General features: G+C 70.0%; 24 protein-coding genes. 12 read left to right on the top strand and 12 right to left on the bottom strand.

What is annotated here, in order from left to right; genetic code table 11:
- Positions 1-22 precede the first annotated feature (22 nt).
- The gene (gene hrpA / locus H286_RS0102660; RefSeq protein WP_020097009.1) at positions 23-3,895 is read left to right on the top strand and encodes an ATP-dependent RNA helicase HrpA; all 3,873 of its coding nucleotides are present in this window, start codon (positions 23-25) and stop codon (positions 3,893-3,895) included.
- Between the two features lies 1 nt (position 3,896).
- On the opposite strand, the gene H286_RS0102655 is transcribed toward hrpA, so the two are convergent.
- Positions 3,897-5,240, bottom strand: coding sequence for a M20/M25/M40 family metallo-hydrolase (locus H286_RS0102655; protein WP_020097008.1), 1,344 nt, complete (start codon positions 5,238-5,240; stop codon positions 3,897-3,899).
- 48 nt (positions 5,241-5,288) lie between these two features.
- On the opposite strand from H286_RS0102655, the gene H286_RS0102650 reads away from it, so the two are divergent.
- Positions 5,289-6,269: a Gfo/Idh/MocA family protein gene (locus tag H286_RS0102650; RefSeq protein ID WP_020097007.1), complete on the top strand. Its 981-nt coding sequence runs from the start codon at positions 5,289-5,291 to the stop codon at positions 6,267-6,269.
- 6 nt (positions 6,270-6,275) lie between these two features.
- On the opposite strand, the gene H286_RS0102645 is transcribed toward H286_RS0102650, so the two are convergent.
- The 7 genes from H286_RS0102645 to H286_RS0102615 form a co-directional block, all read right to left on the bottom strand.
- On the bottom strand, positions 6,276-6,638 hold the full coding sequence (locus H286_RS0102645) for a PLD nuclease N-terminal domain-containing protein (protein WP_020097006.1): 363 nt from the start codon (positions 6,636-6,638) through the stop codon (positions 6,276-6,278).
- Between the two features lie 91 nt (positions 6,639-6,729).
- Positions 6,730-6,870: a hypothetical protein gene (locus H286_RS15010; RefSeq protein ID WP_020097005.1), complete on the bottom strand. Its 141-nt coding sequence runs from the start codon at positions 6,868-6,870 to the stop codon at positions 6,730-6,732.
- A 1-nt stretch (position 6,871) separates the two neighbouring features.
- Positions 6,872-8,104 (bottom strand): multiple monosaccharide ABC transporter permease, encoded by a 1,233-nt coding sequence (gene mmsB / locus H286_RS0102635; protein WP_018188413.1) that lies wholly within the window; start codon positions 8,102-8,104, stop codon positions 6,872-6,874.
- 17 nt (positions 8,105-8,121) lie between these two features.
- Entirely contained in the window at positions 8,122-9,651 is a 1,530-nt protein-coding gene (gene mmsA / locus H286_RS0102630; protein WP_018188414.1) for a multiple monosaccharide ABC transporter ATP-binding protein, read from the bottom strand.
- Between the two features lie 88 nt (positions 9,652-9,739).
- Complete coding sequence (gene chvE / locus H286_RS0102625) at positions 9,740-10,864, bottom strand: multiple monosaccharide ABC transporter substrate-binding protein (RefSeq protein ID WP_018188415.1); 1,125 nt, start codon at positions 10,862-10,864, stop codon at positions 9,740-9,742.
- A 95-nt stretch (positions 10,865-10,959) separates the two neighbouring features.
- Positions 10,960-11,655 carry a class II aldolase/adducin family protein gene (locus H286_RS0102620; RefSeq protein ID WP_020097004.1) on the bottom strand — a complete coding sequence of 232 codons (696 nt, stop codon included), beginning with the start codon at positions 11,653-11,655 and terminating at the stop codon, positions 10,960-10,962.
- A 123-nt stretch (positions 11,656-11,778) separates the two neighbouring features.
- Positions 11,779-12,789 carry a LacI family DNA-binding transcriptional regulator gene (locus H286_RS0102615; RefSeq protein WP_018188417.1) on the bottom strand — a complete coding sequence of 337 codons (1,011 nt, stop codon included), beginning with the start codon at positions 12,787-12,789 and terminating at the stop codon, positions 11,779-11,781.
- Between the two features lie 105 nt (positions 12,790-12,894).
- On the opposite strand from H286_RS0102615, the gene H286_RS0102610 reads away from it, so the two are divergent.
- From H286_RS0102610 to H286_RS0102570, 9 genes are all read left to right on the top strand, one after another.
- The gene (locus H286_RS0102610; protein WP_020097003.1) at positions 12,895-13,407 is read left to right on the top strand and encodes a hypothetical protein; all 513 of its coding nucleotides are present in this window, start codon (positions 12,895-12,897) and stop codon (positions 13,405-13,407) included.
- A 10-nt stretch (positions 13,408-13,417) separates the two neighbouring features.
- Positions 13,418-14,281 carry an NYN domain-containing protein gene (locus tag H286_RS0102605; protein ID WP_018188419.1) on the top strand — a complete coding sequence of 288 codons (864 nt, stop codon included), beginning with the start codon at positions 13,418-13,420 and terminating at the stop codon, positions 14,279-14,281.
- 45 nt (positions 14,282-14,326) lie between these two features.
- Positions 14,327-15,508 (top strand): ROK family transcriptional regulator, encoded by a 1,182-nt coding sequence (locus H286_RS0102600; protein ID WP_028497369.1) that lies wholly within the window; start codon positions 14,327-14,329, stop codon positions 15,506-15,508.
- Positions 15,505-16,557 carry a substrate-binding domain-containing protein gene (locus H286_RS0102595; RefSeq protein WP_020097001.1) on the top strand — a complete coding sequence of 351 codons (1,053 nt, stop codon included), beginning with the start codon at positions 15,505-15,507 and terminating at the stop codon, positions 16,555-16,557. Before H286_RS0102600 ends, H286_RS0102595 begins: the two co-directional genes overlap by 4 nt.
- Before the next feature lie 11 nt (positions 16,558-16,568).
- On the top strand, positions 16,569-17,408 hold the full coding sequence (locus tag H286_RS0102590; protein WP_020097000.1) for an ATP-binding cassette domain-containing protein: 840 nt from the start codon (positions 16,569-16,571) through the stop codon (positions 17,406-17,408).
- Entirely contained in the window at positions 17,405-18,592 is a 1,188-nt protein-coding gene (locus H286_RS0102585) for an ABC transporter permease subunit (RefSeq protein WP_020096999.1), read from the top strand. Before H286_RS0102590 ends, H286_RS0102585 begins: the two co-directional genes overlap by 4 nt.
- Positions 18,593-18,753: 161 nt before the next feature.
- The gene (locus H286_RS0102580) at positions 18,754-19,842 is read left to right on the top strand and encodes a sugar ABC transporter substrate-binding protein (RefSeq protein WP_018188424.1); all 1,089 of its coding nucleotides are present in this window, start codon (positions 18,754-18,756) and stop codon (positions 19,840-19,842) included.
- Positions 19,843-19,929: 87 nt separating this feature from the next.
- The gene (locus H286_RS0102575; protein WP_018188425.1) at positions 19,930-20,718 is read left to right on the top strand and encodes an ATP-binding cassette domain-containing protein; all 789 of its coding nucleotides are present in this window, start codon (positions 19,930-19,932) and stop codon (positions 20,716-20,718) included.
- Complete coding sequence (locus H286_RS0102570) at positions 20,715-21,983, top strand: sugar ABC transporter permease (RefSeq protein WP_018188426.1); 1,269 nt, start codon at positions 20,715-20,717, stop codon at positions 21,981-21,983. The genes H286_RS0102575 and H286_RS0102570 overlap by 4 nt, the downstream gene beginning before the upstream one ends.
- A gap of 65 nt (positions 21,984-22,048) precedes the next feature.
- On the opposite strand, the gene H286_RS0102565 is transcribed toward H286_RS0102570, so the two are convergent.
- The gene (locus tag H286_RS0102565) at positions 22,049-22,429 is read right to left on the bottom strand and encodes a DoxX family protein (protein ID WP_026302998.1); all 381 of its coding nucleotides are present in this window, start codon (positions 22,427-22,429) and stop codon (positions 22,049-22,051) included.
- Between the two features lie 54 nt (positions 22,430-22,483).
- Between H286_RS0102565 and H286_RS0102560 the strand changes: the two genes are divergently transcribed.
- A complete protein-coding gene (locus tag H286_RS0102560; RefSeq protein WP_020665416.1) occupies positions 22,484-23,614 on the top strand; it encodes a class I SAM-dependent methyltransferase in 1,131 nt (376 codons plus the stop codon).
- A 3-nt stretch (positions 23,615-23,617) separates the two neighbouring features.
- Here H286_RS0102560 and H286_RS0102555 read toward each other — a convergent pair whose 3' ends face one another.
- The 3 genes from H286_RS0102555 to H286_RS14410 are packed head-to-tail and all read right to left on the bottom strand — an operon-like array spanning position 23,618 to position 24,959.
- Positions 23,618-24,079: a DUF3817 domain-containing protein gene (locus tag H286_RS0102555; protein ID WP_020096996.1), complete on the bottom strand. Its 462-nt coding sequence runs from the start codon at positions 24,077-24,079 to the stop codon at positions 23,618-23,620.
- A 35-nt stretch (positions 24,080-24,114) separates the two neighbouring features.
- Positions 24,115-24,537: a DoxX family protein gene (locus H286_RS0102550; protein WP_020096995.1), complete on the bottom strand. Its 423-nt coding sequence runs from the start codon at positions 24,535-24,537 to the stop codon at positions 24,115-24,117.
- The gene (locus tag H286_RS14410; protein ID WP_026303000.1) at positions 24,534-24,959 is read right to left on the bottom strand and encodes a MarR family winged helix-turn-helix transcriptional regulator; all 426 of its coding nucleotides are present in this window, start codon (positions 24,957-24,959) and stop codon (positions 24,534-24,536) included. Before H286_RS14410 ends, H286_RS0102550 begins: the two co-directional genes overlap by 4 nt.
- Between the last annotated feature and the right edge of the window lie 100 nt (positions 24,960-25,059).

The following is a 25,059-nucleotide window of genomic DNA, read 5'->3' as shown; positions in this document are numbered from 1 at the left end:
CCGCGCGATACCATCGAAGGCTGTGTCCGCACCCGCCCCCGTCATCTCGTATCCCCCGGAGCTGCCCGTCAGCGCCGCGCGGGACGAGATCTCGCGCGCCATCGCGGAGAACCAGGTCGTCATCGTCGCCGGTGCCACCGGCTCGGGCAAGACCACCCAGCTGCCCAAGATGTGCCTCGAACTCGGCCGCACCCGCATCGCGCACACCCAGCCCCGCCGCATCGCGGCCCGGTCGATCGCCGAGCGTCTCGCGCACGAGGTGCAGGTGCCCCTCGGCGGCGCGATCGGCTACAAGGTCCGATTCACCGACGAGGTGACCGAGGCCACGCAGGTCACGCTGATGACCGACGGCATCCTGCTCAATGAGATCCACCGCGACCGACTGCTCCGCCGCTACGACACGATCATCGTCGACGAGGCGCACGAGCGGTCGCTGAACGTCGACTTCCTGCTCGGCTACCTCGCCCGCATCCTGCCCGAGCGTCCCGACCTCAAGGTGATCATCACCTCGGCGACGATCGACCCCGAGAGCTTCGCCGCCCACTTCGCGGCGACAGGCCCGGACGGCGAGCGCGTCCCCGCCCCGATCATCGAGGTCTCCGGCCGCACGTACCCCGTCGAGATCCGCTACCGCGCGCACGACGAGGAGTCCGAGGACGACGTCGACGGCCTGCTCGCCGCCCTCCGCGAACTCGACCGGGAGCCCGACGGCGACGTCCTCGTCTTCCTCCCCGGCGAGGCCGAGATCCGCGACGCGATGGATGCCGTCCGCGGCCTCTACGCGAAGGACGCCCGCCCCACCGAGGTGCTGCCGCTGTTCGGCCGACTCTCCTCCGCCGAGCAGCACCGCGTGTTCGAGCCGTCCGCTGTCGCCGGGGTGAGGCGCCGGATCATCCTCGCCACGAACGTCGCCGAGACGAGCCTCACGGTCCCCGGCATCCGCTACGTCGTCGACACCGGCACGGCGCGCATCTCCCGCTACAGCGTGCGCTCGAAGATCCAGCGGCTGCCGATCGAAGCGATCTCGCAGGCCTCGGCGCAGCAGCGCTCCGGGCGCGCCGGTCGCACGTCGGCGGGCATCGCGATCCGTCTGTACGGCGAGGACGACTTCACCGCGCGCCCCGAGTTCACCGAGCCCGAGATCCTCCGCACCTCGCTCGCCTCGGTCATCCTGCAGATGCTGTCGCTCGGCTTCGGCGACGTCACCGAGTTCCCGTTCCTCACGAAGCCCGACAGCCGCGGCGTGAAGGCGGCCGTCGAGCTGCTCACCGAGCTCCGCGCCGTGGGCGGGCGCACCGGCGCCCTGCGCCTGACGAGCCTCGGCCGCCGCATCGCGCGCCTGCCGATCGATCCGCGGTTCGCGCGGATGCTGCTCGAGGCCGAGAAGCTGGGCGTCTCGCGCGACCTGCTCGCGATCGTGTCGGGACTGTCGATCCAGGACGTCCGCGAGCGTCCCGAGGAGCGCCGCGAGGAGGCCGACCGTCTGCACGCGCGCTTCGTCGACCCGACGAGCGACTTCCTCACCCTGCTGAACCTCTGGAACCACCTGCGCGAGCAGCAGCGAGAGCTCGGCTCGAGCGCCTTCCGGCGCCTGTGCCGCAGCGAGTACCTCAACTACGTCCGCGTCCGCGAGTGGTTCGACGTGCACCGTCAGCTCTCGACGCTCTCCCGTTCCGGTTCGCCGAAGGATGCCCCTCGTCAGGCGTCGGGAGCCGCCGACCCGGATGCGCTGCACCGCGCGATCCTGTCGGGACTCCTCTCGCACATCGGCATCCTCGACACCCGCTCGGTCACGATCGACCCCGCGAAGAAGAACGCGCGGAAGCCCCTGCCGCAGTACCGCGGCGCCCGCGGCGCGTCGTTCGCGGTGTTCCCCGGGTCGGGTCTGCGCAAGGCCTCCCCCGACGCCGTCATGGCCGCCGAGCTCGTCGAGACGTCGCGCTTGTTCGGTCGCACCGTCGCTGCGATCGACCCCGCCTGGGCGGAGGATCTCGCCGGCGACCTCGCGAACCGCAGTCTGAGCGACCCGCACTGGTCGAAGGATGCCGGCGCTGCCGTCGCGGCCGAGAAGGTGACGCTCTTCGGTGTCGAGATCATCCCGCGCCGCCGGGTGCAGCTGGCCCGACGGGACCGCGACCTGGCGCGGGAGCTGTTCCTGCGGCACGCCCTCGTCGAGGGCGAGTGGAACAGTCAGCACCTCGACAAGCGCCTCACCGCGTTCGAGCGACGCAACGGCGAGCTCCGCCGTCAGCTCGAGCGCATCGAGGAGCGGGAGCGACGCCGCGACATCCTCGTCGGCGACGAGGCCGTGTACGCCTTCTACGACGCACGCGTGCCGCACGACGTGTTCGACGTGCGCTCGTTCGAGACATGGTGGCGCGAGACGCAGCCCGTCACCCCGAAGCTGCTCGACATGACCGAGGCCGACCTGCTCGGCGAGTCCGCCCGGACCGACGAGCGCGACTTCCCGACGCGCTGGCGTCAGGGCGACCAGGTGCTCTCGCTCGCCTACCGCTTCGAGCCCGGCGCCCCCGACGACGGCGTGAGCGTCGTCGTCCCGCTTGCCCTGCTCGCACAACTGCGCCCCGACGGGTTCGACTGGCAGGTCCCCGGTATGCGGGACGAGCTCGTCACCGGCCTCATCAAGGCGCTTCCCAAAGCGATCCGCAGGCACGTCGTCCCCGCCGCCGACTGGGCCACCACCCTCGGCGACGAGCTGCGCGGATCTGGCCCCGAGGACACCGACGGGCTCCCGGCATCCACTCTCCGCGCAGCCCTCGCCGCACGCATCCAGCGCATCGCGCATCAGCCGGTCACCGAGCGCGACTTCGACCTCGAGAGGGTGCCCGCCCACCTGGGCGTCTCGTTCCGCGCCGTCGATCAGCGCGGACGCACCGTCGGGTCGTCCCGCGACCTGCGCGAGCTGCAGGACCGACTCGCCGGCCGTGCCCGCGAGTCGGTCGCCCGCTCGCTCGCGCCGAAGCGCGGGCCGCAGCCGGCGGCATCCCCGACCGCGGCCGTCGCCGCCGCGAGCGCTCCGATCGAGCGCACCGGCATCACGACGTGGGACGTCGGGGATCTGCGCGAGGTCGTCGACACGAAGGTCGCCGGCGGTGTCGTCCGTGGCTACCCGGCCCTCGTCGACGCGAAGGACGGGGTATCGCTGCGCATCGAGGCGACCGCCGAACGCGCCGCCGAGCTCACCCGCGCGGGCGCCCGGCGTCTGCTGCTGCTCGCTGTGCCCTCTCCCACCGCGTACGTCATGGACCACCTGACGGCGCCCGAGAAGCTCGCCCTGGCAGCATCGCCGTATCCGTCCGCCAAGGCGCTCATCGAGGACGCCCGGGTCGCCGTCGCCGACGCTGTCATGGGCGACGCGGTCATCCGTACCGAGGCTGCGTTCACCGCCGCCCGCGACGCGTTCTCCGCTCGGGTCGTCGACGAACTGTTCCAGACCGTGTCGCTGGCCGCCCGCATCCTCACCCTCCAGCGCGACGTCGAGCGCGCGGTGAAGAACCAGAACTCCATGACCCTGCTCGCCGCACTCGGCGACGTGAAGGGCCAGCTGGCCGGCCTCGTCCACCCCGGGTTCCTCTCGCGCACCGGGGCCGCACGCCTCGCGCATCTCCCCCGCTACCTGCAGGGTGCGAAGGAGCGCGTGGACGGACTCGCGGACAACCCGGGCCGCGACCGGCAGCGGATGACCGAGTACGAGCGCGCTGCGACCCTGTTCGCGGATGCCGGGGGCACCCTCCCGCTGCCGGCCGGCGCGCCCGCACGCCTCGAGCACGCCCGCTGGCTGCTCGAGGAGTTCCGGGTGAGCCTGTTCGCCCAGCGCCTCGGCACCGCCGAGCCCGTGTCGCTGCAGCGGATCTCGAAGGCGCTGGCGGGCTGAGTCAGCTCTTCCGCAGCAGGTCGCGGTAGAACCCGATCCCTCGCAACCACGAGCCCACGCGGATCCGCTCGTCGTGCGAGTGCAGCGCCTCGCGTTCGCCGCGAGTGAGGTGGAACGGCGTGAAGCGGTACACGTGGTCGCTGATCGCCGTGAACCACCGGCTGTCGCTCGCACCGAGCTGGATGTAGGGCGTGGGGAGGACGTCGTCGCCGAGCGCCGAGCGGGTCGCGGCGACCAGCCGATTCCATGCGGGACCCGACCACGGCGACACCGGCGACGGATCGGATGCCGAGACCACCTCCACCTCGACGAGCGGATCGCCGACGACCCGGCGGATGCGGGCTTCCGCCGAGGCTGCGGTGTCGCCCGGGAGCAGGCGCACGTTGACGCTCGCCCGCGCCGACGTCGCGAGGACGTTCGCCCCCGTCGCCCCGGAGAGCTCGGTCACGACGGCGGTGGTCCGCACGAGCGCATTGAGCTCGGGCCCGAGACGCGGGAAGACCTTCACGAGCAGCCGCCCGGTCAGCCCGATGCTCGCGAACACCCGGCGGAGTGGCCCTGTCGTGTGCGGCGCGACCGTCTCGAACATCGCCCGCACCGGCGGCACGAGCCGCGTCGGGAAGGGACGGCGGTGCAGGCGCAGCACGGCCCGCGCGAGTCGCGCGGTCGCGGGATCGCGGGGCGGCGTCGAGGCGTGACCGCCGAGCTCGCGGGCGGTGAGGTGCACGGTCATCACGCCGCGCTCGGCGACGCCGATGACGGCGGTCGGGACGGTCACTCCCGGCAGGGCTCCCTCCACGACGGCGCCGCCCTCGTCCAGGACGAGCGAGGGGCGGATGCCGCGGCCCCGCAGCACCTCGACGATCGCCTGCGCACCGTCGCCGGCCACCTCCTCGTTGTGCCCGAAGGCGAGGTAGACGTCGCGTTCGGGTGTGAACCCCTCGGCGACGAGGGACTCGACGGCTTCGAGGACGGCCACGAGCGAGCCCTTGTCGTCGACCGCGCCGCGGGCGTGGACCTCGGCCGCGTCGCCGGACCCGACGACCTCCGCCGCGAACGGGTCGTGCGTCCACTCCGCCGGGACGACGGGGACGACGTCGATGTGCGCCATGAGGACGAGCGGGGATGCCGCATCCCTCCCGCGCCAGCGGTACAGCAGGGAGTACCCGGCGACGACCTCGCGCTCGAGCGACGCGTGCAGGTGCGGATAGAGCCGCGCGACGGTGTCGTGGAAGTGCAGGAACGCCGTGCCGTCGGCATCCGGGGCATCGGGGTCGAGCGACACCGTCGGGATCCGCAGGAGCTCGCGGAAGCGGTCGAGGGCGGCGTCGGGAGTCGTGACCACGAGTCGACTCTAGGTCGGGTGGACCCCACCCGCCGATAGGCTCGGGACATGACCGCACTTCGATGGGGAATCCTGGCCACCGGTGGCATCGCGCACGCCTTCACCGCCGACCTGAAGACAGCCGGCCTGACGGTCACCGCCGTGGGCTCGCGCCGCACGGAGTCGGCGCAGGAGTTCGCCGCGCAGTACGGCATCCCCCGCTCCTACGGGTCGTACGACGAGCTCGTCGCCGACCCCGAGGTCGACATCGTGTACATCGCGACGCCGCACAGTCACCACCTCGCGTGCGCGGCCCTCGCCCTCGAGCATGGCAAGCACGTGCTCATCGAGAAACCCCTCACCCTCGACGCCGACCAGGCCGTCGCGATCCGCGACCTTGCCGCCGATCACGGCCTGCTGGCGATGGAGGCGATGTGGACGCGGTACCTGCCCCACATGGTGCGCCTGCGAGAGGTCCTCGCCGCCGGCGTCATCGGCGAGGTGCGGGTCCTCAGCGCCGACCACACGCAGAACCTCCCCACCGACCCCGATCACCGGCTCAACGATCTCGCCCTCGGCGGCGGTGCACTCCTCGATCTCGGGATCTACCCCGTCTCCTTCGCCTGGGACGTCCTCGGCGCGCCCGCCGAGATCCTCGCGACGGCGCAGCTGGGTGAGACGGGCGCCGACACCGATGTGGCGATCTCCGTGCGTCACGCCGCGGGCGGGGTGTCTTCGCTCCTCACGTCCATGAGGGGTGCCGGCGCCAACGCCGCGCAGATCGTCGGGACGAAGGGTCGCATCGAGATCGACGGCGTCTTCTACGCACCGACGTCCTTCCGCGTCTTCGATGTCGACGGCGCACTCGTCGAGGAGTTCCGCACCGAGATCGACGGTCGCGGCATGCAGTTCCAGGCCCTCTACGCCGAACGACTCATCGCCGAGGGGCGCACCGACGGCGACCTGCTGCCGATCGACGAGAGCATCGCCATCATGGGCACACTCGACGAGATCCGACGTCAGATCGGCGTCGTCTACCCGCCTAGCTGACGCGGATCAGGCCGGGTCGCCGAGCTCCCGGCGACGTCGGGCGAGTTCGGCGCGCAACCGCTCCTCCTCGATCTCGCGTTCCAGGTCGGCGAGCTGCTGCTCGGTCGACCGGGCGTCGTGCGCGCCCGTCGGCGCTGCAGGGGGTTCGGTCGCCCACGGCGCGAACTGCGGCGCCCGGCGCACCTCGCGCTGCGGGTACTCCCTGCCGATCGCGAACCACAGCACGGTGCCGAGGAACGGCAGCAGGATGACGACGAACAGCCACACCGTCTTCGGCATGTGCTTCACGAGGCTCTGGTCCCGCGTGATGATGTCGACGAGCGCGAAGATCATCCCCGCCAGGACGAGGAGCGAGATCACGAAAGGCATGGGCCAGAGTCTATGAGCGGGCGGTGAGACGCCGCATCCCCTCTTCCACGAGGGAGAGAGGGGATGCGGGTCGACGATCCGAACGGATGGATCAGCCGGTGGTCAGCGCACCGATCAGGCCGCTGACGACCATGTAGATCCCGACGGCGCCGCCGCAGATCCACATCGTGATGCGCGCCGTCGTGACGCGGGGCCGCTCGAGGTCGGGCGCGGTGTTCGACGTCTTCGCCATGTCAGTGACCGGCCCGTCGCTTGTTGTAGACATCGAAGGCGACGGCGAACAGCAGCACGAGCCCCTTGACCGCCTGCTGCCAGTCGATGCCGATGCCCATGATCGACATGCCGTTGTTGAGCACACCGATGATGAGGCCACCGATGATGGCACCGCCGATGGTGCCGATACCGCCCTGAACCGCCGCGCCGCCGATGAAGGCGGCCGAGATGGCCTCGAGCTCGAAGCCCTCGCCCGCCTTGGGGCCGGCGAGGTTCAGTCGCGCCGTGAAGATGAGACCGGCGAGAGCGGCGAGGACGCCCATGTTGACGAACAGCCAGAAGTCCACGCGCCGCGTCTTGATGCCCGAGAGCTCCGCCGCGTGACGGTTGCCGCCGATGGCGTAGATGTGGCGGCCGAAGACGCTGCGGTTCATGACGATGCCGTAGACGAGGACGAGGACCGCCAGCACGATGAGCGTGACGGGGATGCCCTTGTACGAGGCGAGGGCGAACGTGAACCAACCGATCACCACGGCGATGAGAGCGAGCTTGACGATGAACCACAGCAGCGGGTCGACGTCCTGGTCGTACTTCTGTCGTCCCAGCCGGGTGCGCACCTGCTGGACGGCGAGGGCGATGATGGCGACGCCACCGACGACGAGCGTGAACACGTCGGGGTCGGACTCGCCGAACAGACCGGAGAGGAACCCGTTACCGAGCGAACGGTACTCGGTCGGGAACGAGCCGATGTTCTGGTTTCCGAGGACGACGAGAGCAAGGCCCCGGAAGATCAGCATGCCGGCGAGGGTCACGATGAAGGCGGGGATGCCGACGTAGGCCACCCAGAATCCCTGCCAGGCACCCACGAGGGCGCCGATGAGCAGCGACAGGATGATCGCGACGCCCCACGGGAGTCCCATGTCGACGGCCAGGACGCCGGATACGGCGCCGATGAAGGCCGCCACGGAGCCGACGGACAGGTCGATGTGACCGGCGATAATGATCATCACCATGCCGATGGCCAGGACGAGGATGTACCCGTTCTGGACGACGAGGTTCGACAGGTTCTGCGGGCGCAGCAGGATGCCTTCGGTCGTGATCGCGAAGAGGACGACGACGGCGATCAACGCGATGAAGATGCCGTTGCGGCCGAGATCGGACAGGACCGTCGTCACCCAGCGGGTGACCCGGTTCTCGGGCGGATTGATGCCGCCGCCGGCGGCGGTTTCCGGGGTTGTGGTGGTGTTCGACATGTGTGTCTCCTGCCCCGTCAGCGGGGCTTCTCCATGGTCATGAGCTTGAGGACGTGTTCGGGGGTGGCGTCACTGATGGGCACCTCGCCGGTGATGCGACCCTCTGAGAGTGCGTACACGCGGTCCGAGATACCGAGGAGCTCAGGCAGCTCCGACGAGATCACGATGACGCCCTTGCCTGCCGCCGCGAGCTTGTTGATGATCGTGTAGATCTCGTACTTCGCTCCGACGTCGATCCCTCGCGTCGGCTCGTCGAGGATCAGCACCTCGGGATCCGAGTAGATCCACTTCGAGAGGACGACCTTCTGCTGGTTGCCGCCCGAGAGCTTCCCCGTCTTGGCGAGCACGGTCGGCGCCTTGATGTTCATGCTCTTGCGGTACTGGTTGGCGACGGCGAACTCCTCGTTGTCGTCGACCAGCCCCGCTTTCTCGAGCTTCTTCAGCGATGCCACCGAGATGTTGCGCTTGATGTCGTCGATGAGGTTCAGGCCGTAGGTCTTCCGATCCTCGGTCGCATACGCGAGGCCGTTCGCGATCGCCTCCGAGACGGTGCGCGTCCGGATCTCCTTGCCGCGCATGAAGACCTTGCCCGAGATGCGGGTGCCGTAGCTGTGGCCGAACAGGCTCATCGCGAATTCGGTGCGACCGGCGCCCATGAGGCCGGCGATCCCGACGATCTCGCCCGCACGCACCGTGATCGACACGTCGTCGACGACGACGCGGCTCGGGTCCTGCGGGTGGTGGGCCGTCCAGTTCTCGACGCGGAGCAGCTCGTCGCCGATCTGTGGTTCGTGGTCGGGGTAGCGGTGCTCGAGGTCACGGCCCACCATGTCCTTGATGATCCGGTCCTCGGTCACATCGGTCTTCGCGATCGTCTCGATCGTCTTCCCGTCGCGGATGACCGTGACGGTGTCGGCGACCTTCTTGATCTCGTTGAGCTTGTGGCTGATGATGATCGACGTGATCCCCTCCTCGCGGAGGCTGAGGATCAGTTCGAGCAGGTGGTCCGAGTCCTCGTCGTTGAGAGCGGCCGTGGGCTCGTCGAGGATGAGGAGCTTGACCTCCTTCGACAGGGCCTTGGCGATCTCGACGAGCTGCTGCTTGCCGACGCCGAGCTGGTTGACCTTCGTCGTCGGGTTCTCGCGCAGACCCACGCGCTTGAGGAGCGCGGCGGCCTGGAAGTTCGTCTGGTTCCAGTCGATCAGTCCGCCGGCGCCTCTGCGCTCGTTGTTGAGGAAGATGTTCTCGGCGATCGACAGGTACGGGCTGAGCGCCAGCTCCTGGTGGATGATGACGATGCCGCGCGCTTCGCTGTCACGCAGGTTCTTGAATTCGACGACGTCGCCGGCGTAGTGGATCTCGCCGTCGTAGGTGCCGTGGGGGTAGACGCCCGACAGGACCTTCATCAAGGTCGACTTGCCGGCGCCGTTCTCGCCGCAGATGGCGTGGATCTCGCCGCGCCCGACGGCGAAGTTGACGTTCGAGAGCGCCTTCACGCCCGGGAACGTCTTGGTGATGCCGCGCATCTCGAGGATGGTCTCGGTCACGATCTCCGACTTCCGTGGTGGGGGGGATGGGATGCGTCGGCGGCGGGCGGACCCGCCGCCGACGCAGGTGGTGGTCAGACGAACCGGGTCACAGACCCAGCTCGGCCTCCGTCCAGTAGCCGGTGTCGACCAGCGCGGACTTCACGTTGTCCTTGACGACGGGGACCGGCGCGAGCAGGTACGAGGGAACGACCTTCACGTCGTTGTCGTACGTCTCCTCGTCGTTGACCTCGGGCTTCTCGTCGTTCAGCACGTCGACGGCCATGCCGGCGGCGACCTTCGCGAGCTCGCGCGTGTCCTTGAAGATCGTGGCGTACTGCTCGCCGCTCAGGATCGCCTTGACCGAGTCGACCTCGGCGTCCTGACCGGAGATGATCGGCCACTCGTCACCCACGTCGTAGCCGGCATCGGCCAGCGCCGAGATGATGCCGCGCGAGATGCCGTCGTAGGGCGACAGGACCGCGTCGACCTTCGTGCCGTCGCTGTAGTTGGCCGTGAGGATGTCCTCCATGCGGCTCTGAGCGGTCTCGCCGTCCCAGCGGAGCGTCGCGGCCTGCTCGATGGTGGTCTGGCCCGACTTCACGACGAGGGTGCCGTTGTCGATGTAGGGCTTGAGCACCTCCATCGCGCCGTTGAAGAAGAAGAACGCGTTGTTGTCGTCGAGCGATCCGGCGAACAACTCGATGTTGAACGGTCCCTTGGGCGGGTCGGCGACCGGCTTGCCCTCGAGGTCGGTCAGGCCCAGGCCGTTCAGGACGGTCCACGCCTGCTGGTTGCCGACGAGCTGGTTGTCGAACGTCGCGTAGTAGTCGACGTTCTCGGTGCCCTTGATGAGGCGGTCGTAGGCGATGACGGGGATGTCGGCGTCCGCCGCGTTCTGCAGCGCCTCGGTGAGGGTGGTTCCGTCGATCGAGGCGACGATGAGCGCCTCGGCGCCCTTCGTGATCATGTTCTCGATCTGCGAGACCTGCGTGGGGATGTCGTCCTCGGCGTACTGGAGGTCGACCTTGTAACCCTGGTCCTCCAGCGCCTTCTTGACGGCGTTGCCGTCCTGGATCCAACGCTCGGAGCTCTTGGTCGGCATGGCGACGCCGATCAGGCCGCCGTCACCCTTGCCGCCTTCGGAGCCGCCGCCGGTCGATGCGGTGGAGCACGCGGAGAGCGCGAGCGCGCCGGCTGCGATGCCGACGAAGATGATCCTCTTGAGTTTCACTGTGGTCCCTTTCCCTGGACTTCGGTGTCGTGGTGTTCGGTTGTGCGCATTGCCCCTGGTGAGGGTCTTTCTGAGTGGCCGCGCCCGGTATCGGGCTACCGGCGGCCGTCGGTGATCGTGGACCGGCGTGCGCGAGCACGGCCGGAGAGGTCGGCGATGAGGTCCGCTTCCAGCGGCTCGGCCTCCGACGAGAGGCTCGCTGTCCGGGCGACGCCCTCCAGCACCTGGGCGAGACGCACCGCCTCGCGGGCGCTCGCCGCGACGCAGAGCGCGCCGAGGCCGGCGACGAGGATGGCCGGGGCATCCGCCTCACGGAGGGAATCGATGACCGCCGGCGCCGACACGTCCGGACCTGCGATGACGGGCACCGCGCCGCCGAATTCGCGTGCCGCCTGCGCCGTCAGACACGGGATCGCGGCGCCGCGGGCGGCCCACGCCGCCGCATGGCCGGCTTCGAGGTGCACGAGGGCGACGGCGCCGGCATCCTTCAGGATGGCCGCGTACAGCTCCACGTCGTCGGGCAGGACGCCGTCGTCACCGGGGGTGCCCGGGACGGACAGTCCGTCGAGCGAGACGACCATCATGTTCTCGGGAGCGAGTTCGTCGTCGGCCAGGACCGGCCGGGTCACGAAGAGGTCGGCGTCGGGGACCCGCTCGGACAGCGTCGTCGACGCGAGGCCGCGACCGGCGAGATCGACCAGGAGGGATGCCACCCGCTCGCGGATGCGCGCGACGGCGACCTCGGTCTTCACCCCGTTCACGTACCGCTCCGCGTCGTCCTTCGACACCACTTGCCCGACTCCTTCGTCTTGCGCGGTCACCGCCACCGACATCGGGGGCGGTCATGTGACCGTTCACATCGGATGACTATGCACCTCGGACCCGGGCCGTGTCAACACGACGCGCGGACGGCGTCAGACGGACGCTGCGCGCGCCGTCGAGGACCGCACGATGAGGTCCGGCGTGAGCACCGGGGCCGCCGCGGCGGCCGACCCGTCGAGCAGGAGTTCGACGCAGCGCCTGCCGAGTTCGGCGAAGTCCTGGCGGACCGTCGTCAGTGGCGGCCAGAAGTGGCCCGCCTCGGGGATGTCGTCGAAGCCGACGATGCTCACATCGCGCGGGCAGTCCAGGCCCTCGTCGCGGATGGCGTGCAGGAGCCCCAGCGCCATCTGGTCGTTCGAGGAGAAGATCGCCGTGAAGTCCCGATAACCCAGCAGTTCGCGCCCCGCGTAGTACCCGAAGTCCGCTGTCCAATCGCCGAGGATCGGCGCCGTCGTGGCGATGTCCCAGGCGCTCATCTCCTCCAGGAAGCCGCGCATCCGCGACTCCGCCTCCATCCAGTCCTGCGGACCGGCCAGGTGGTAGATCGAGCGGTGCCCGAGCTCGATGAGATGGCGTGTCGCCAGGCGCGCTCCCGCGATCTGGTCGACCGCGAGGGTGTGGCCGGCGTCGACGTCGGTCGACTGCAGGGTCACGTAGGGCACGCCGACCGCCTGCGCGGCCAGGGCCCGGATCACCCGGACCTGCGGGGCGATGACGACGAGCCCCTCGACGGATTGCGCCATGAGGTACGACAGCCCGTCGGGAATCGACTGGGGGTCCGTCGGGTCGATGTTGGCCGTGGACACCCAGTAGCCCCGCGCCTGCGCGGCGGCCTCGATGGCCGCGATCGACGACGCCGGACCGTATTGCGTCGACGACGCCGCCAGGATCCCGATGGTCCTCGACCTGCTGGTGACGAGCGCACGGGCCGCGGGGTTCGGGCTGTACGACAGCTCCTGCATGGCCGCGAGGACCCGATCGCGGGTCTCGGGCCGGATGCTCGGGTGGTCGTTGAGAACGCGTGAGACCGTCTGGTGCGAGACGTCCGCTCGGCGCGCGACGTCGCGGATACTCGCCCTCCGGCCGCCGGCATCGTCGCTCATCGGTCCCCCTCGGGCCATGTTCACGGTCACACGGACCGAGGCCCATTATGCACGCCGACCCTTTCGCCGCAGCCGGACCGGCGCGCCGCACCTATGCTGACCGCTATGTCCGACGTGTCGCGCCACCTGCCCCTCAGCAATCGGGAACGCGTCGACGAAGCCGGTGTCACGGGCGATTGGCGCATCGCCCTCGCCGACGTCGTACGGCTCGCCGCTCCCCTGGCGCGCACCGCGGATGAGCGTGTCGCGTTCCTGGGCGCCGCCGGTCTCTCCGCATCCGACGATCCGGGGTTCGCCGATGTGGTCGAGGCGGTCCTCTCCGGGCGACGAGTGCGGATCCGCTCCCTCGTCGCGGCGACGCGCGCCCTCCTGGACCTCGCGGGCGACCGGCCGGTCGCCCTTTCTGCGACCACCAGCGGCGCCGTCGCGCTGTATGCCGTCACGCGCATGTCCTTCGACCGGCGCGCTGCGGTCGCGGGTTCTTCGCTCCGCGCGAGCGATGACGGCTGGACACTCGGTCGCGGCACCGTCCGCTCCGCCCCCGCACGCGACATCCTCGAGTTCGTTCTGGGCCTGCGCGATCAGGTTCCCGGAACATCGGCGGCACGCGAACTGTAAGACTGGGGGGATGCCGGATTCCTCCATCCCCCGCGTCGCGGTCTACCTCGATTTCGACAACATCGTCATGAGTTGGTACGACCGGGTCCACGGTCGCAACAGCTACTCGCGGGATCGGCAACGGATCGCGGCCGACCCCGACGAGAAGGAGATCTCGGAGCGCCTGGCCGCCGCCATGATCGACGTCGGCGCGATCATGGACTACGCGGCATCCTTCGGAACCCTGGTCCTGACCCGCGCCTACGCCGACTGGTCGTCGCCGGTGAACTCGCTCTACCGCCAGCAGCTCGTCGCCCGCGCGGTCGACCTCGTGCAGTTGTTCCCCGCGGCCGCCTACGCGAAGAACGGCGCCGACATCCGTCTCGCCGTCGACACCGTCGAAGATCTCTTCCGCCTCGAGGACCTCACCCACGTCGTGATCGTGGCGGGCGACAGCGACTACGTCCCGCTCGCGCAGCGGTGCAAGCGGCTCGGGCGCTTCGTCGTCGCCGTCGGCGTCGCCGGGTCCACGGCCAAATCGCTCGCGGCGGCGTGCGACCAGTTCGACGCGTACGACGCCCTCCCCGGGGTCGCGACCCCCGAGCCCGAACCCGCCCCCGAGAGCACGCCCCAGGCGGGCCGCCGTCGGCGGAAGGCCGTCGACCCCGTCGAACAGCTCCTCTCGCGCGCGCTGCGCCTCGAGCAGGTCCGTACCGACGAGGAGTGGATGCACCTGTCGGCGGTGAAGAACCTGCTCAAGCGCATGGACCCGTCGTTCAGCGAGAAGTCCCTGGGCCACCGCTCGTTCTCGGACTTCGTCAAAGCGCACCCGAAGATCGCCGAGCTGGACGAGTCGACGAACATCGTCCGCGTCCGCGCCGTCGACGCCTCCTGACACGAAGAGCCCCGCCCGCGACACGCCGCACGGTAGGGTGGCCCCGTGGCTCGCCGGTCAACTCCGCCCGGCTCGCAGTCCTCACTGCGAGAGGCGAATCGTGCACGATTGCTCGATTCGCTCAAGCGGCATGGGCGCTTGACGCAGATCGAGCTCGCCGGCGCGACCGGGCTCTCCCCCGCGACGGTGTCGAACATCGTCAAAGAGCTGACGGCGACGGGGGTTCTGCACACCTCCTTCACGTCGCGCAGTGGTCGCCGCGCGACCCTCGTTTCGCTCGCCCGACAGGTCGGGCTCGTGGCGGGCGCGCATTTCTCGACGCGGAAGCTCCACGTCGCCATCGCCGACGCGACCCGCTCGGTCGTCGCCGAGACCTCGCTCCCCCTCGCCCCCGACCATCGGCACGACGCCGAGCTGGACCGCCTCAGCCTGCTGCTCGGCGACATGGTCGAGGGTCTCGGCGGATCGCTGTCCGACCTCTTGGCGGTCGGTCTGGCGTTGCCGGCCCCCGTCGATCCCCGCACCTCGGTCATCTCCACGCCCGGTCTCCTCCCCGGCTGGGACGGTGTCGACATCGCCCGCAGCCTCTCGGCGCGCATCGGGCGTCCCGTCCATGTCGACAGCGAAGCGAACCTGGGCGCACTCGCCGAGGCCCGCGAAGGCGCCGCCCGCGGGGCATCCTCGTCCGTCTACGTGACCGTGGGGCACTCGATCAGCGCCGGTCTCCTCGTCGACGGTGAGCTCTTCCGCGGGGCCAGCGGACGCACCGGACAGATCGGTCACATGACGATCGACGAGAACGGCGGCCGCTGCCGCTGCGGCAACCGCGGCTGCCTCGAGACGGTGGCCGCCGGTCCTGCGCTGCTCGCCGGTTTCAGCGAGGCCGACGGCATCCATCGCCTCCGTGACCTCGTCACGGCCGCGGGCGGCGGCGTCCCCGCCGCACAGCGCACGATCGCGGATGCCGGCCGCCACATCGGCATCGCCGCGGCGAGCCTGTGCAACCTCATCGACCCCGAGCGCATCGTCGTGGGAGGCGAGCTGGCCCGCGCGGGCGAGATCCTCCTCGCTCCGCTCCGGCACGCCCTGGAGCGCGCGATCCTCGGCGGCGGGGTGCCCGAGATCGTCGCGTCCGCCTTCGCGGAGTGGGCCGAGACGCGCGGCGCGATCGCCCTGGCCCTCGATCACGTGGCCGTCGACGCAGATCTGGTCGCGTTCCCCGCATGAGACGGTTCCTCACGGCCGTCCTGCTCGTGGCGGCGTCTGCTGCCGCACTCTCGGGCTGCGCCCTCCCCGACAACTCGTCGCCGCGCACGATCATCGCGCTGCTCCTCCCCGACAAGAAGACCGCACGCTACGAGACCTTCGATCGGCCCGTCTTCGAGAAGCGCATCGCGGAACTCGGCGACGCGCAGGTGCTGTACACGAACGCCGATCAGGATGCCGCGAGGCAGCAGCAGCAGGCGGAGTCCGCGCTCGCCGCGGGAGCCGCCGTCCTCGTCCTCGACCCCGTCGACGGCCGGGCCGCGGCATCCATCCTCGCGGCGGCGACCGCCGAGGGCGTGCCAGTCATCTCGTACGACCGGATGATCATCGGCGGCGGAAAGCCCGCCTACTACGTGTCGTTCGACAACGAGCGTGTCGGCGAACTGCAGGCGGAGGCCCTCGTGGCAGGCCTCGAGAAGGAGGGTCGCAGCGACGGCGGCATCCTGATGGTCCACGGCGCTCCCACCGACAGCAACGCAGCGCAGTTCCGCGACGGCGCCCGCCGGGTGATCGCCGCGGCGGGTCTGCGCGTGCTCGCCGAGTACGACACCCCGGATTGGAGTCCCGACAAGGCGCAGGCGTGGGTCTCGGGTCAGCTGGCGCAGTACGGCGATGAGGTGGCCGCCGTGTACGCCGCCAACGACGGCACCGCCAGCGGAGCGATCGCCGCCCTCCGCGCTGCGGACGTCTCGCCGTTCCCCATCGTCACGGGGCAGGATGCCGAGCTCACCGCGCTCCAGCGGATCGTCGAGGGCGATCAGTACATGACCGTCTACAAGGCGATCCGCACGCAGGCCACGATCGCCGCCGACGTCGCCGTGCAGCTCGCCGCCGGTGAGAAGCCCGCCGGCGACACGACGATCGACGGCATCCCGGCCACCCTGCTGACCCCCGTCGCTGTCACCGTGGACAACATCGCCTCCACCGTCGTCGCGGACGGCTTCTGGACCATCGCGGACATCTGCACCCCCACCTACGCCGAGGCCTGCGCCGCCGCAGGCCTGGAATGAGAGCACCGAGCGTGAGCGTCTCCCCCCGTCGCACCGGCGATCACGTCCTGTCGATGCGCGGCATCGACAAGCGCTTCGGCGCGGTCCGCGCCCTGAACGGTGTGGACTTCCGCGTCCGCGAGGGCGAGGTCGTCGCCCTCGTCGGCGACAACGGCGCGGGCAAGTCGACGCTTGTGAAGATCCTCGCCGGCGTCCACCCCGCCGACGCCGGGACGATCGAGCTCGACGGCGAGCTCGTGCAGCTCTCGAGCCCGGCGGACGCGCAGGACCTCGGCATCGCGACCGTGTTCCAGGACCTCGCGCTCTGCGAGAACCTCGACGTCGTCGCCAACCTGTGGCTCGGTCGCGAGCTCATCGAGCGCGGTCGCCTCGACGAGGTGGGCATGGAAGAGCGGACCTGGATGCTGCTGCGCGAACTCGCGGCGAAGGTCCCGTCGGTCCGCGTGCCGGTCTCGACGCTGTCGGGTGGCCAGCGTCAGACCGTCGCGATCGCCCGATCCCTCATCGGCGAGCCGCGCATCGTGATCCTGGACGAACCGACCGCTGCCCTCGGCGTGGCACAGACCGCCGAGGTCCTCAACCTCATCGAGCGCTTGCGCGACCGGGGCCACGGGGTCGTCCTCATCAGCCACAACCTCACCGATGTGCTCGCCGTCGCCGACCGCATCGTGGTCCTCCGCCTCGGCCGCAACAACGGCGAGTTCGACGCCGAGACGGCGACGAGCGAAGTGCTGATCGCCGCCATCACGGGAGCCTTCGACCCGGTTCGGCCGGTCAGCCCGCCCGACGAACCCCGGGCTCCCGTCATCCCGCTCGCGGATGCCCGGCGCCGCGTGGACGGCGACCGATGAACCGGGAGAGCGGCATCCTCAGCCTCGTTCTCACCCGGGTGCGATCCGGCGACGTCGGACGGATGCCGGTGGTGCTGGCTCTCGTCGTGATCGCCGTCGTGTTCCAGGCGCTCAACCCCGTCTTCCTGACCAGCCGGAACCTCAGCGACCTGCTGATGCAGTGCGCTGCGATGGGCACGATCTCGCTCGGGATCGTCCTCGTCCTCCTCATCGGCGAGATCGACCTGTCGGTCGGCTCGATGTCGGGGGTGGCGGCGGCGATCCTGACGGTGGGCGCCGTGCAGCTGCAGTGGCCCTTCGTGCTCGCGATCGGCGCCGCGGTCGCCGCCGGAGGCATCGTGGGAGCCGTCTACGGGCTCTTGCGCAGCACGCTCGGCCTGCCGAGCTTCGTCGTGACGCTCGCCGGGCTGCTCGGCCTGCTCGGCGTGCAGCTGTGGGTGCTGGGCGACGCCGGTTCGATCAACCTCCCCTTCGACTCGTGGATCGTGCAGTTCGCCCAGCAGATGTACCTCCCGCCCTGGCTGTCGTACGTGCTGTCGGCCGCGACCGCGCTGGCCTACACCGCCACGCTCCTCAGCCGGGCCCGGCGACGAGCGGCCGCGGAACTGGAGAGCACGCGCACGGTCATCATCGTGATCCGGGGCGCCCTGCTCCTCGTCGGTCTCGCCGGCGGATCCTGGTACCTCAACCTCTCCCGCGGCGTGGGACTCATGTTCGTCCTCTTCGTCGTCCTCGTCGTGGTCGCGCATCTGGCGCTGACGCGCACCCGCTGGGGCCGATCGGTGTTCGCGGTCGGCGGCTCGATCGAGGCGGCGCGACGGGCCGGCATCCGCGTCGACCGCGTCGTGGTCTCGGTGTTCGTGCTGTGCTCGGTGCTCGCGGCGACGGGCGGCATCCTCGCCGCGGCCCGGCTCGCGGCGGCCAACCAGAGCACCGGCGCGGCGGATACGAACCTCAATGCGATCGCGGCGGCCATCATCGGCGGCGCCTCGCTCTTCGGCGGACGCGGGTCGGCGTTCGCCGCGCTCCTGGGCGTCGTCGTGATCCAGGCGATCTCGTCGGGATTCACGCTCATCAACCTCAGCTCGTCGGTGCAGTACATGGTCACCGGAGCCGTGCTGGTCTTCGCCGTGGCGCTGGATGCCGTCACTCGCCGCAGCCGCCTCGGCACGGGTCGGACCTAGTCCGTACGCTCGCCGCGCAGCGCTTCCTCGGAGGGTTCGGGCCGACCGTCGACGGTGACGAAAGCGTTATGTTCACATCTTGACTTCATTTCGTGAACACATCAAGATCATCGTCAAGCGCGATGTCGCGCTCGCTCGATTTCACTGTCGAAAGGCGAACGATGAAGAAGTCCCTGTCCGTTGCCGCAGCCCTCGGGGCCGCTGCACTCCTGCTCGCCGGCTGTTCCAGCACGAGCACCCCGGCGCCCGCCGGTTCGAGCGGTGGCGCGGCTCCCGCTGAAGCCGGGCGCGCCTGCGTCATCCTTCCCGACGCCGCGTCGTCGCCCCGGTGGGAGAACTTCGACCGCAAGTACCTGGAAGAGGGGCTCACGGGCGCCGGCTTCGAGGTCGACATCCAGAACGCCGGTGGTGACACGTCGAAGTACACGACGATCGCCGACCAACAGCTCACCAAGGGCTGCGGCGTCATGATGCTCGTCGACTACAACGGCGCCGCCGTCGGCGTCGCCACCAAGGCGAAGGCTCAGGGCATCCCCGTCATCGCGTACGACCGCCCCTTCAAGGGCGCGGACTACTACGTCTCCTTCGACAACGTCGAGGTCGGCAAGCTCGAGGGGCAGACCGTCCTCGACGGCCTCAAGGCCGCGAACAAGGACCCGAAGACGGCCGCCGTCTTCTACATGGGCGGCGACCCGACCGACGGCAACGCCGCGATGTTCCTCAAGGGCGCGAAGGAGGTCATGGAAGCGGCGGGCATCAAGCCGGTCGCCGAGCCCCCGGGAGTCTGGGACGGCGCGAAGACCCAGACCAACTTCGAGCAGGCACTGACCGCGAACGGCGGCAAGGTCGACGGCGTCTGGGCCGCCAACGACACCAACGCCGACGGCGTCATCAAGGTGCTCCAGGACCGCGACCTCAAGGGTGTCGCCGTCTCGGGCCAGGACGCCAACGTGGAAGGCCTGCGCAACATCCTGACCGGATGGCAGACGGCCACCGTCTACAAGCCCGTCAAGGACGAGGCCGAGGCCGCCATCAAGGTCGCAACGGACCTCTTGAACGGGTCGACGCCGACGGCCGACCAGAAGCTCGACGACGGCACGCCGTACATCTCGGTCACGCCGCAGCTCGTCGGCCCCGACAAGGTCAAGGACGTCGTCGCCGCCGGTGACGCCTCCGCCTCGGACGTCTGCACCGGCGAGATCGCCGGCGTCAGCCTCGCCGACAAGTGCACCGAATTCGGCGTCGAGTGATCTGACGGGAGTGGGGATGCCGCGATCCGCGGCATCCCCACTCCCCTCTGTCTGCGCGACACCCCTCGACCTCCCTGGAGAACCCGCATGAGCGAACCCATCATCGAACTCCGCCGCGTCACGAAGTCCTTCGGACCGGTCAGCGTCCTCAAAGGCGTCGACCTCACGGTCCGACCCGGCATGGTGACCGCCCTCGTCGGCGACAACGGCGCCGGAAAGTCCACCCTCATCAAGGGCCTCGCCGGCGTGCAGCCCTACGACACCGGCGAGATCCTCGTCGACGGTCAGGAGCAGTCGCTCCGGACCCCCCGCGAAGCAGGCGCCCTGGGCATCGAAGTGGTCTATCAGGACCTCGCCCTCTGCGACAACCTCGACATCGTCCAGAACATGTTCCTCGGACGCGAAGAGGTCATCGGGGGCACGTTCGACGAAGGCCGCATGGAGAAGGATGCCTCGGACACGTTGCGCTCCCTGTCGGTGCGAACCGTGAAGAGCGTCCGGCAGAAGGTGTCGAGCCTCTCCGGAGGTCAGCGTCAGACGGTCGCGATCGCACGTGCCGTCCTCAAGAAGGCGCGCGTCGTCATCCTCGACGAACCCACCGCCGCCCTCGGCGTCGCGCAGACGGAGCAGGTGCTGAACCTGGTCCGGCGCCTCGCCGATCAGGGCGTCGCCGTGGTCCTCATCAGCCACAACCTGGCTGATGTCTTCGCCGTCGCCGACGATATCGCCGTGCTGTACCTCGGCCAGATGGTCGCCCAGGTCCCGACGGCCGAGTCGACCCGCGACGAGATCGTCGGCTACATCACCGGAACCAAGATCCCGCCGGGCGTTCAGCTCGTGGGCACATCCACCATCCCCGTCGGAGGCGACGCATGAGCACCAGCACCCGGACCGCGGCGGCACCCGACCCCGTCGTGAGCGACCTCATCGGCAGCGGCGTCGAAGGGGGCGTCGGCGACCAGATCAAGGCGTGGCTCCAGCGCGTGCGCGGCGGCGAAATGGGCGCCCTTCCCGCCGTCGGTGGCCTCATCCTGCTGGTGATCCTGTTCAGCACGCTGAGCCAGTACTTCTTCACCCCCATCAACTTCGCGAACCTGATGAGCCAGGCGGCATCCCTCGTCGTGCTCGGCATGGCGCTCGTGTTCGTCCTCTTGCTCGGCGAGATCGACCTGTCGGCGGGTGTCACCGGCGGAGTCGGCGTCGCCTCGTTCGTCGTTCTGAACGTGAAATTCGACATCCCGTGGCCGCCCGCCCTGGCGATCGGGTTCGTGGTGGGCCTGGCCACCGGAGCGCTGATCGGATTCCTCGTGGCGAGGATCGGCATCCCGTCATTCGTCGTGACCCTCGGTCTGTTCCTCGGCTACCAGGGCCTCGCCCTGCTCATCATCGGTGCCGGCGGTCTCTACCCGATCGAGGCGCCGGAGCTGCTGGCGCTGCAGAACGGACGCCTGCCCGTCTGGGGCGGCTGGGTGATGCTGCTGGTCATGCTGCTGATCTCGGGCGGCCTGTCGTACTGGGATCGCCGACGCCGCACCCGCGCCGGCGTGCCCAACCGTCCGATCGCCCTCGTGTGGGCCAAGCTCGCCGTGCTCGCGATCCTCGGCGGAGTGGCCGTTTTCGTGCTGAACCTCAACCGGTCGCAGTCGATCATCCCGATCGAGGGCGTGCCGATCATCGTCCCGGTGGTGCTGACGATCCTCTTCATCGGCACGTTCGTCCTCGACCGCACCCGGTTCGGCCGGTACGTCTACGCCATCGGCGGCAATGCCGAGGCTGCTCGCCGCGCCGGCATCAAGGTGCGGTGGGTGAAGTGGTGGTGCTTCGTCGCCGCCTCGGGCCTCGCCGTCGTGTCACTGCTGTTCAACCAGGCGCGCGTCGGCTCGGTCGACGGTGCCGTCGGTCGCGACATCGTCCTCTCGGGCGTGGCGGCCGCCGTCGTCGGCGGCGTGAGTCTGTTCGGTGGTCGAGGACGCCTCATCCACGCAGCGATCGGCGCTCTCGTCATCGCGGTCATCATCAACGGACTGGGGCTCCTGCAGCTCGACGCGGGGTTCAACCTCCTCGTCACGGGTGGCGTCCTGATCCTCGCCGCCACCGTCGACGCGCTGTCGCGGCTGCGGACGGGCGGGATGCGCACCTGACCCCTCGGCACGAAACGATGCCCTCGACCGTTCACCGGTCGAGGGCATCGGCGTTCGCGGCCGGATCAGTCGCGCGTGGACCAGAGCGCCCAGGCAACGAGAACGGGCTGGAACAGCAGGCGACGCCAGCGCGCGGTGTCGCTGTCGAGCCGGAAGCCGTCGCGCTTCTTGAGCGCCTGGTCGAGGTTGCCGGGGAAAATCGCGACGAAGAAGGCGGCGAGGATGACGCCGATGCGGCGCCGCTCCTTCGGGAGGACCACGAGCGCGGCGCCGAGCATCATCTCGACGGCCCCGGAGGCGACGACGACGCCGTCCTTGTCGATCGGGAGGGTGTCGGTCACGAGGTCGGGTACCTGCGCCTGGAACTCCTTGCGCGCCCAGAACAGGTGGCTGAGTCCGGCGAACACCATGGCGCCGGCGAGAGCCCAGCGAGCGATTGTCTTCATCCTCCGAGTATCCCCCCGCCGGGCGCCGGCGGCGCCCTCGCCTACGCTGGTGAGGTGCCGAGCCCCACCCCGTTCCCCTTCGACCGGCTCTCCCGTCGCCCCGACGTCGAAGGTCCCGACCTGGTGGCATCGGATGCCGCCGACCGCCTCATCCTGGATGAATCTGCCGGCCTCCGCGCCGACGCACCGGCCAGGTCGATCGTCGCGATCGGCGACACCCACGGCGCTCTCGCCCTGGCGGCCGCGCACGACGGCGCGCGGGACGTCCGTGTGCACCAGGATGCGCTGGCCGGTGAGCGGGCGATCTCCCGGAACGCCGAGGAGCTCGGGCTGAGCGATCGCATCCGAGTCGTCCGTCTCGACGCCGACGCCGTCAGCGACGCCCGGGTCGTGCTCGTCCGCCTGCCCCGCGCGCTCGACGCCCTCCGCGACGTCGCCGCGCTCGTCGCCGCGCACGCCTCCCCCGACGTCGTCGTCGTGGCCGGCGGCCGCCTCAAGCACATGACCCTCGCAATGAACGACGTGCTCGGCGAGCACTTCGGACGGATCGACGTCTCGCACGCCCGGCAGAAATCACGCGTCCTGTTCGCCCGCGACCCACGCGCGGGCCACGAGCCCGCACCGGCGGCGGGACGCGAAGGCGACCTCGAGATCCGCGCCTTCGGCGGTGCGTTCGCCGGGGCACGGCTCGACAATGGCACGCGGCTCCTGATGACACATCTGCCGGCGGACCCCGCCGGCGGGTCGCCGGAGGACCCGCTCATCGACATGGCGTGCGGAACGGGCGCGGTCGCCGCGCACCTCGCGACGCGGCATCCGGCGGCATCCGTCTACGCCTCGGACCAGTCCGCCGCGGCGGTCGCCTCGGCACGGGCGACGGCCGCCGCGAACGGTGTCGAGGGCCGGGTCGAGGTCGCCCGCGATGACCTGCTCGCGGGCCGGCCCGCGGCGTCCGCGTCGTTCATCGCCCTCAACCCGCCGTTCCACAGCGGGGCGGCGCTGACCGAGCGGCTCGCGTTCCGTCTGTTCGCGGACGCGGCACGCGTGCTGCGTTCGGGCGGTGAGCTGTGGTGCGTCTGGAACTCGGGGATGCGGTACCGGGGTGATCTCGAGCGCCTCGTCGGGCCTACCCGTCAGGTCGCGCGCGACGCGAAGTTCACCGTGACGGTGTCGACGCGTCGGTGACGCTCACCGTCCTCCGGGAGGACCGACGAGCAGCAGGATGACGTAGAGGGCGACCACCGCCACCGCGATGAGGGCGACCAGGATGCCGGCGTGGCGCAGGAACCAGCGCAGCAGGCGGTCGATCGGCCGCCGGTCGCGGGGGTCCGAGGTCTCCTCGAGCCGCCACGCACCGTCGAGGCGGCCGGTTCGGTGCAGCCACCTCTCGACGGGGAGCGTCGCGTACGGGATGACGGCCGAACCCACCGCGAGCACCGAGGTGCCGAGGCTCCACCGGTTGTTGAGAGCGACGAGGATGGCGGTCGCGCCGTACGACAGGAAGACGAAGCCGTGGATGCCGCCGCCGATCGTGACGGCGACGGCAGGACCTCCCACGGCACGGACGATGAGGGCGGCGATGAGGAGGGTCCAGGAGAACACCTCGGCGATGGCGAGGATGCGGAAGATCGAGAGAGGGGTGCGGAACACTCCTTCAGCCTACCTGAAGGATGGCGTCGGTCGCGTCATCGCCGCGTGGCCCACAGCGCCCACAGCACGAGCACCGGTTGGAAGAACAGCCGGGCGAAGCGCTTGGCGTCGGAGTCCATCCCCGGCACGTCGCGACCCGATCGCCAGTGATGGACGTTGCCGGGGAACACGGCGACGAACAGGGCCGCGACGGCCAGACCCACGCGGCGCCGTTCACGCGGCAGCGCGATGAGGGCGACCCCCAACCCCGCCTCCACGACACCGGATACGACGACGATCGTGTCCTTGTCGGTCCGGAACAGGCGCGTCGCCCAGTCCGGAACGGCGATCCGGAACCCGCGCCGGAGCACCGTCAGGTGCGCGACGCCGGCGGCCGTCAACAGGACCGCGAGGCCGACGCGGGCGATGCTCCGCAGCGCCCCCTCGCGTCGACGGATCGTCGCGGCCCGCGCGCTCACTCGATCACACCCGCTCGGATGCCGCCGAGCGATTCGGCGACCCGGGGCAACGAGTGGGAGAGCGACTCGTCCAACCGCTCCAGACGGTCCTGCGCGTCCCGCAGGACCTCCGCCCCGCGCTCGGTGACGCTCAGGTCGCTCGCCGCTCCGGCCTGCGCCGTCGCGTCGGCGACCAGCCCGTCGTCGACGAGGGCGTGGACGGCGGCATGAGCCGACTGCACCGTGATGCGGGATCTGCGGGCGAGTTCCGAGAACGAGATTCCGGGCTCCGCGCCGATGTGACCGAGCAGGCCGAACTTGCGCGTCGAGATCCCGAGATCACGCAGCTCGGCCGCCAATTGGGCCTCCCACGAGGCAGAAACGGCGAGGAGCGCGATGACGGGACTGAAGCGCGGTGCATCCTCTGCGGGGGTATCTGCCACGGCAGAAGTCTATGAGTCACGCCGCGCCGCGGTCAGCATCCGCGCCACCGCGATTCGGTAGCGATTTTCCGGCCACGACGGAAGAGATGAACGAGTTCTC

This window comes from Microbacterium sp. 11MF (assembly GCF_000383475.1).
GTDB classification, from domain to species: domain Bacteria; phylum Actinomycetota; class Actinomycetes; order Actinomycetales; family Microbacteriaceae; genus Microbacterium; species Microbacterium aquilitoris.
Note: the sequence above shows the minus strand (reverse complement) of the source record. Positions and strands in the feature narration are given on the sequence as shown.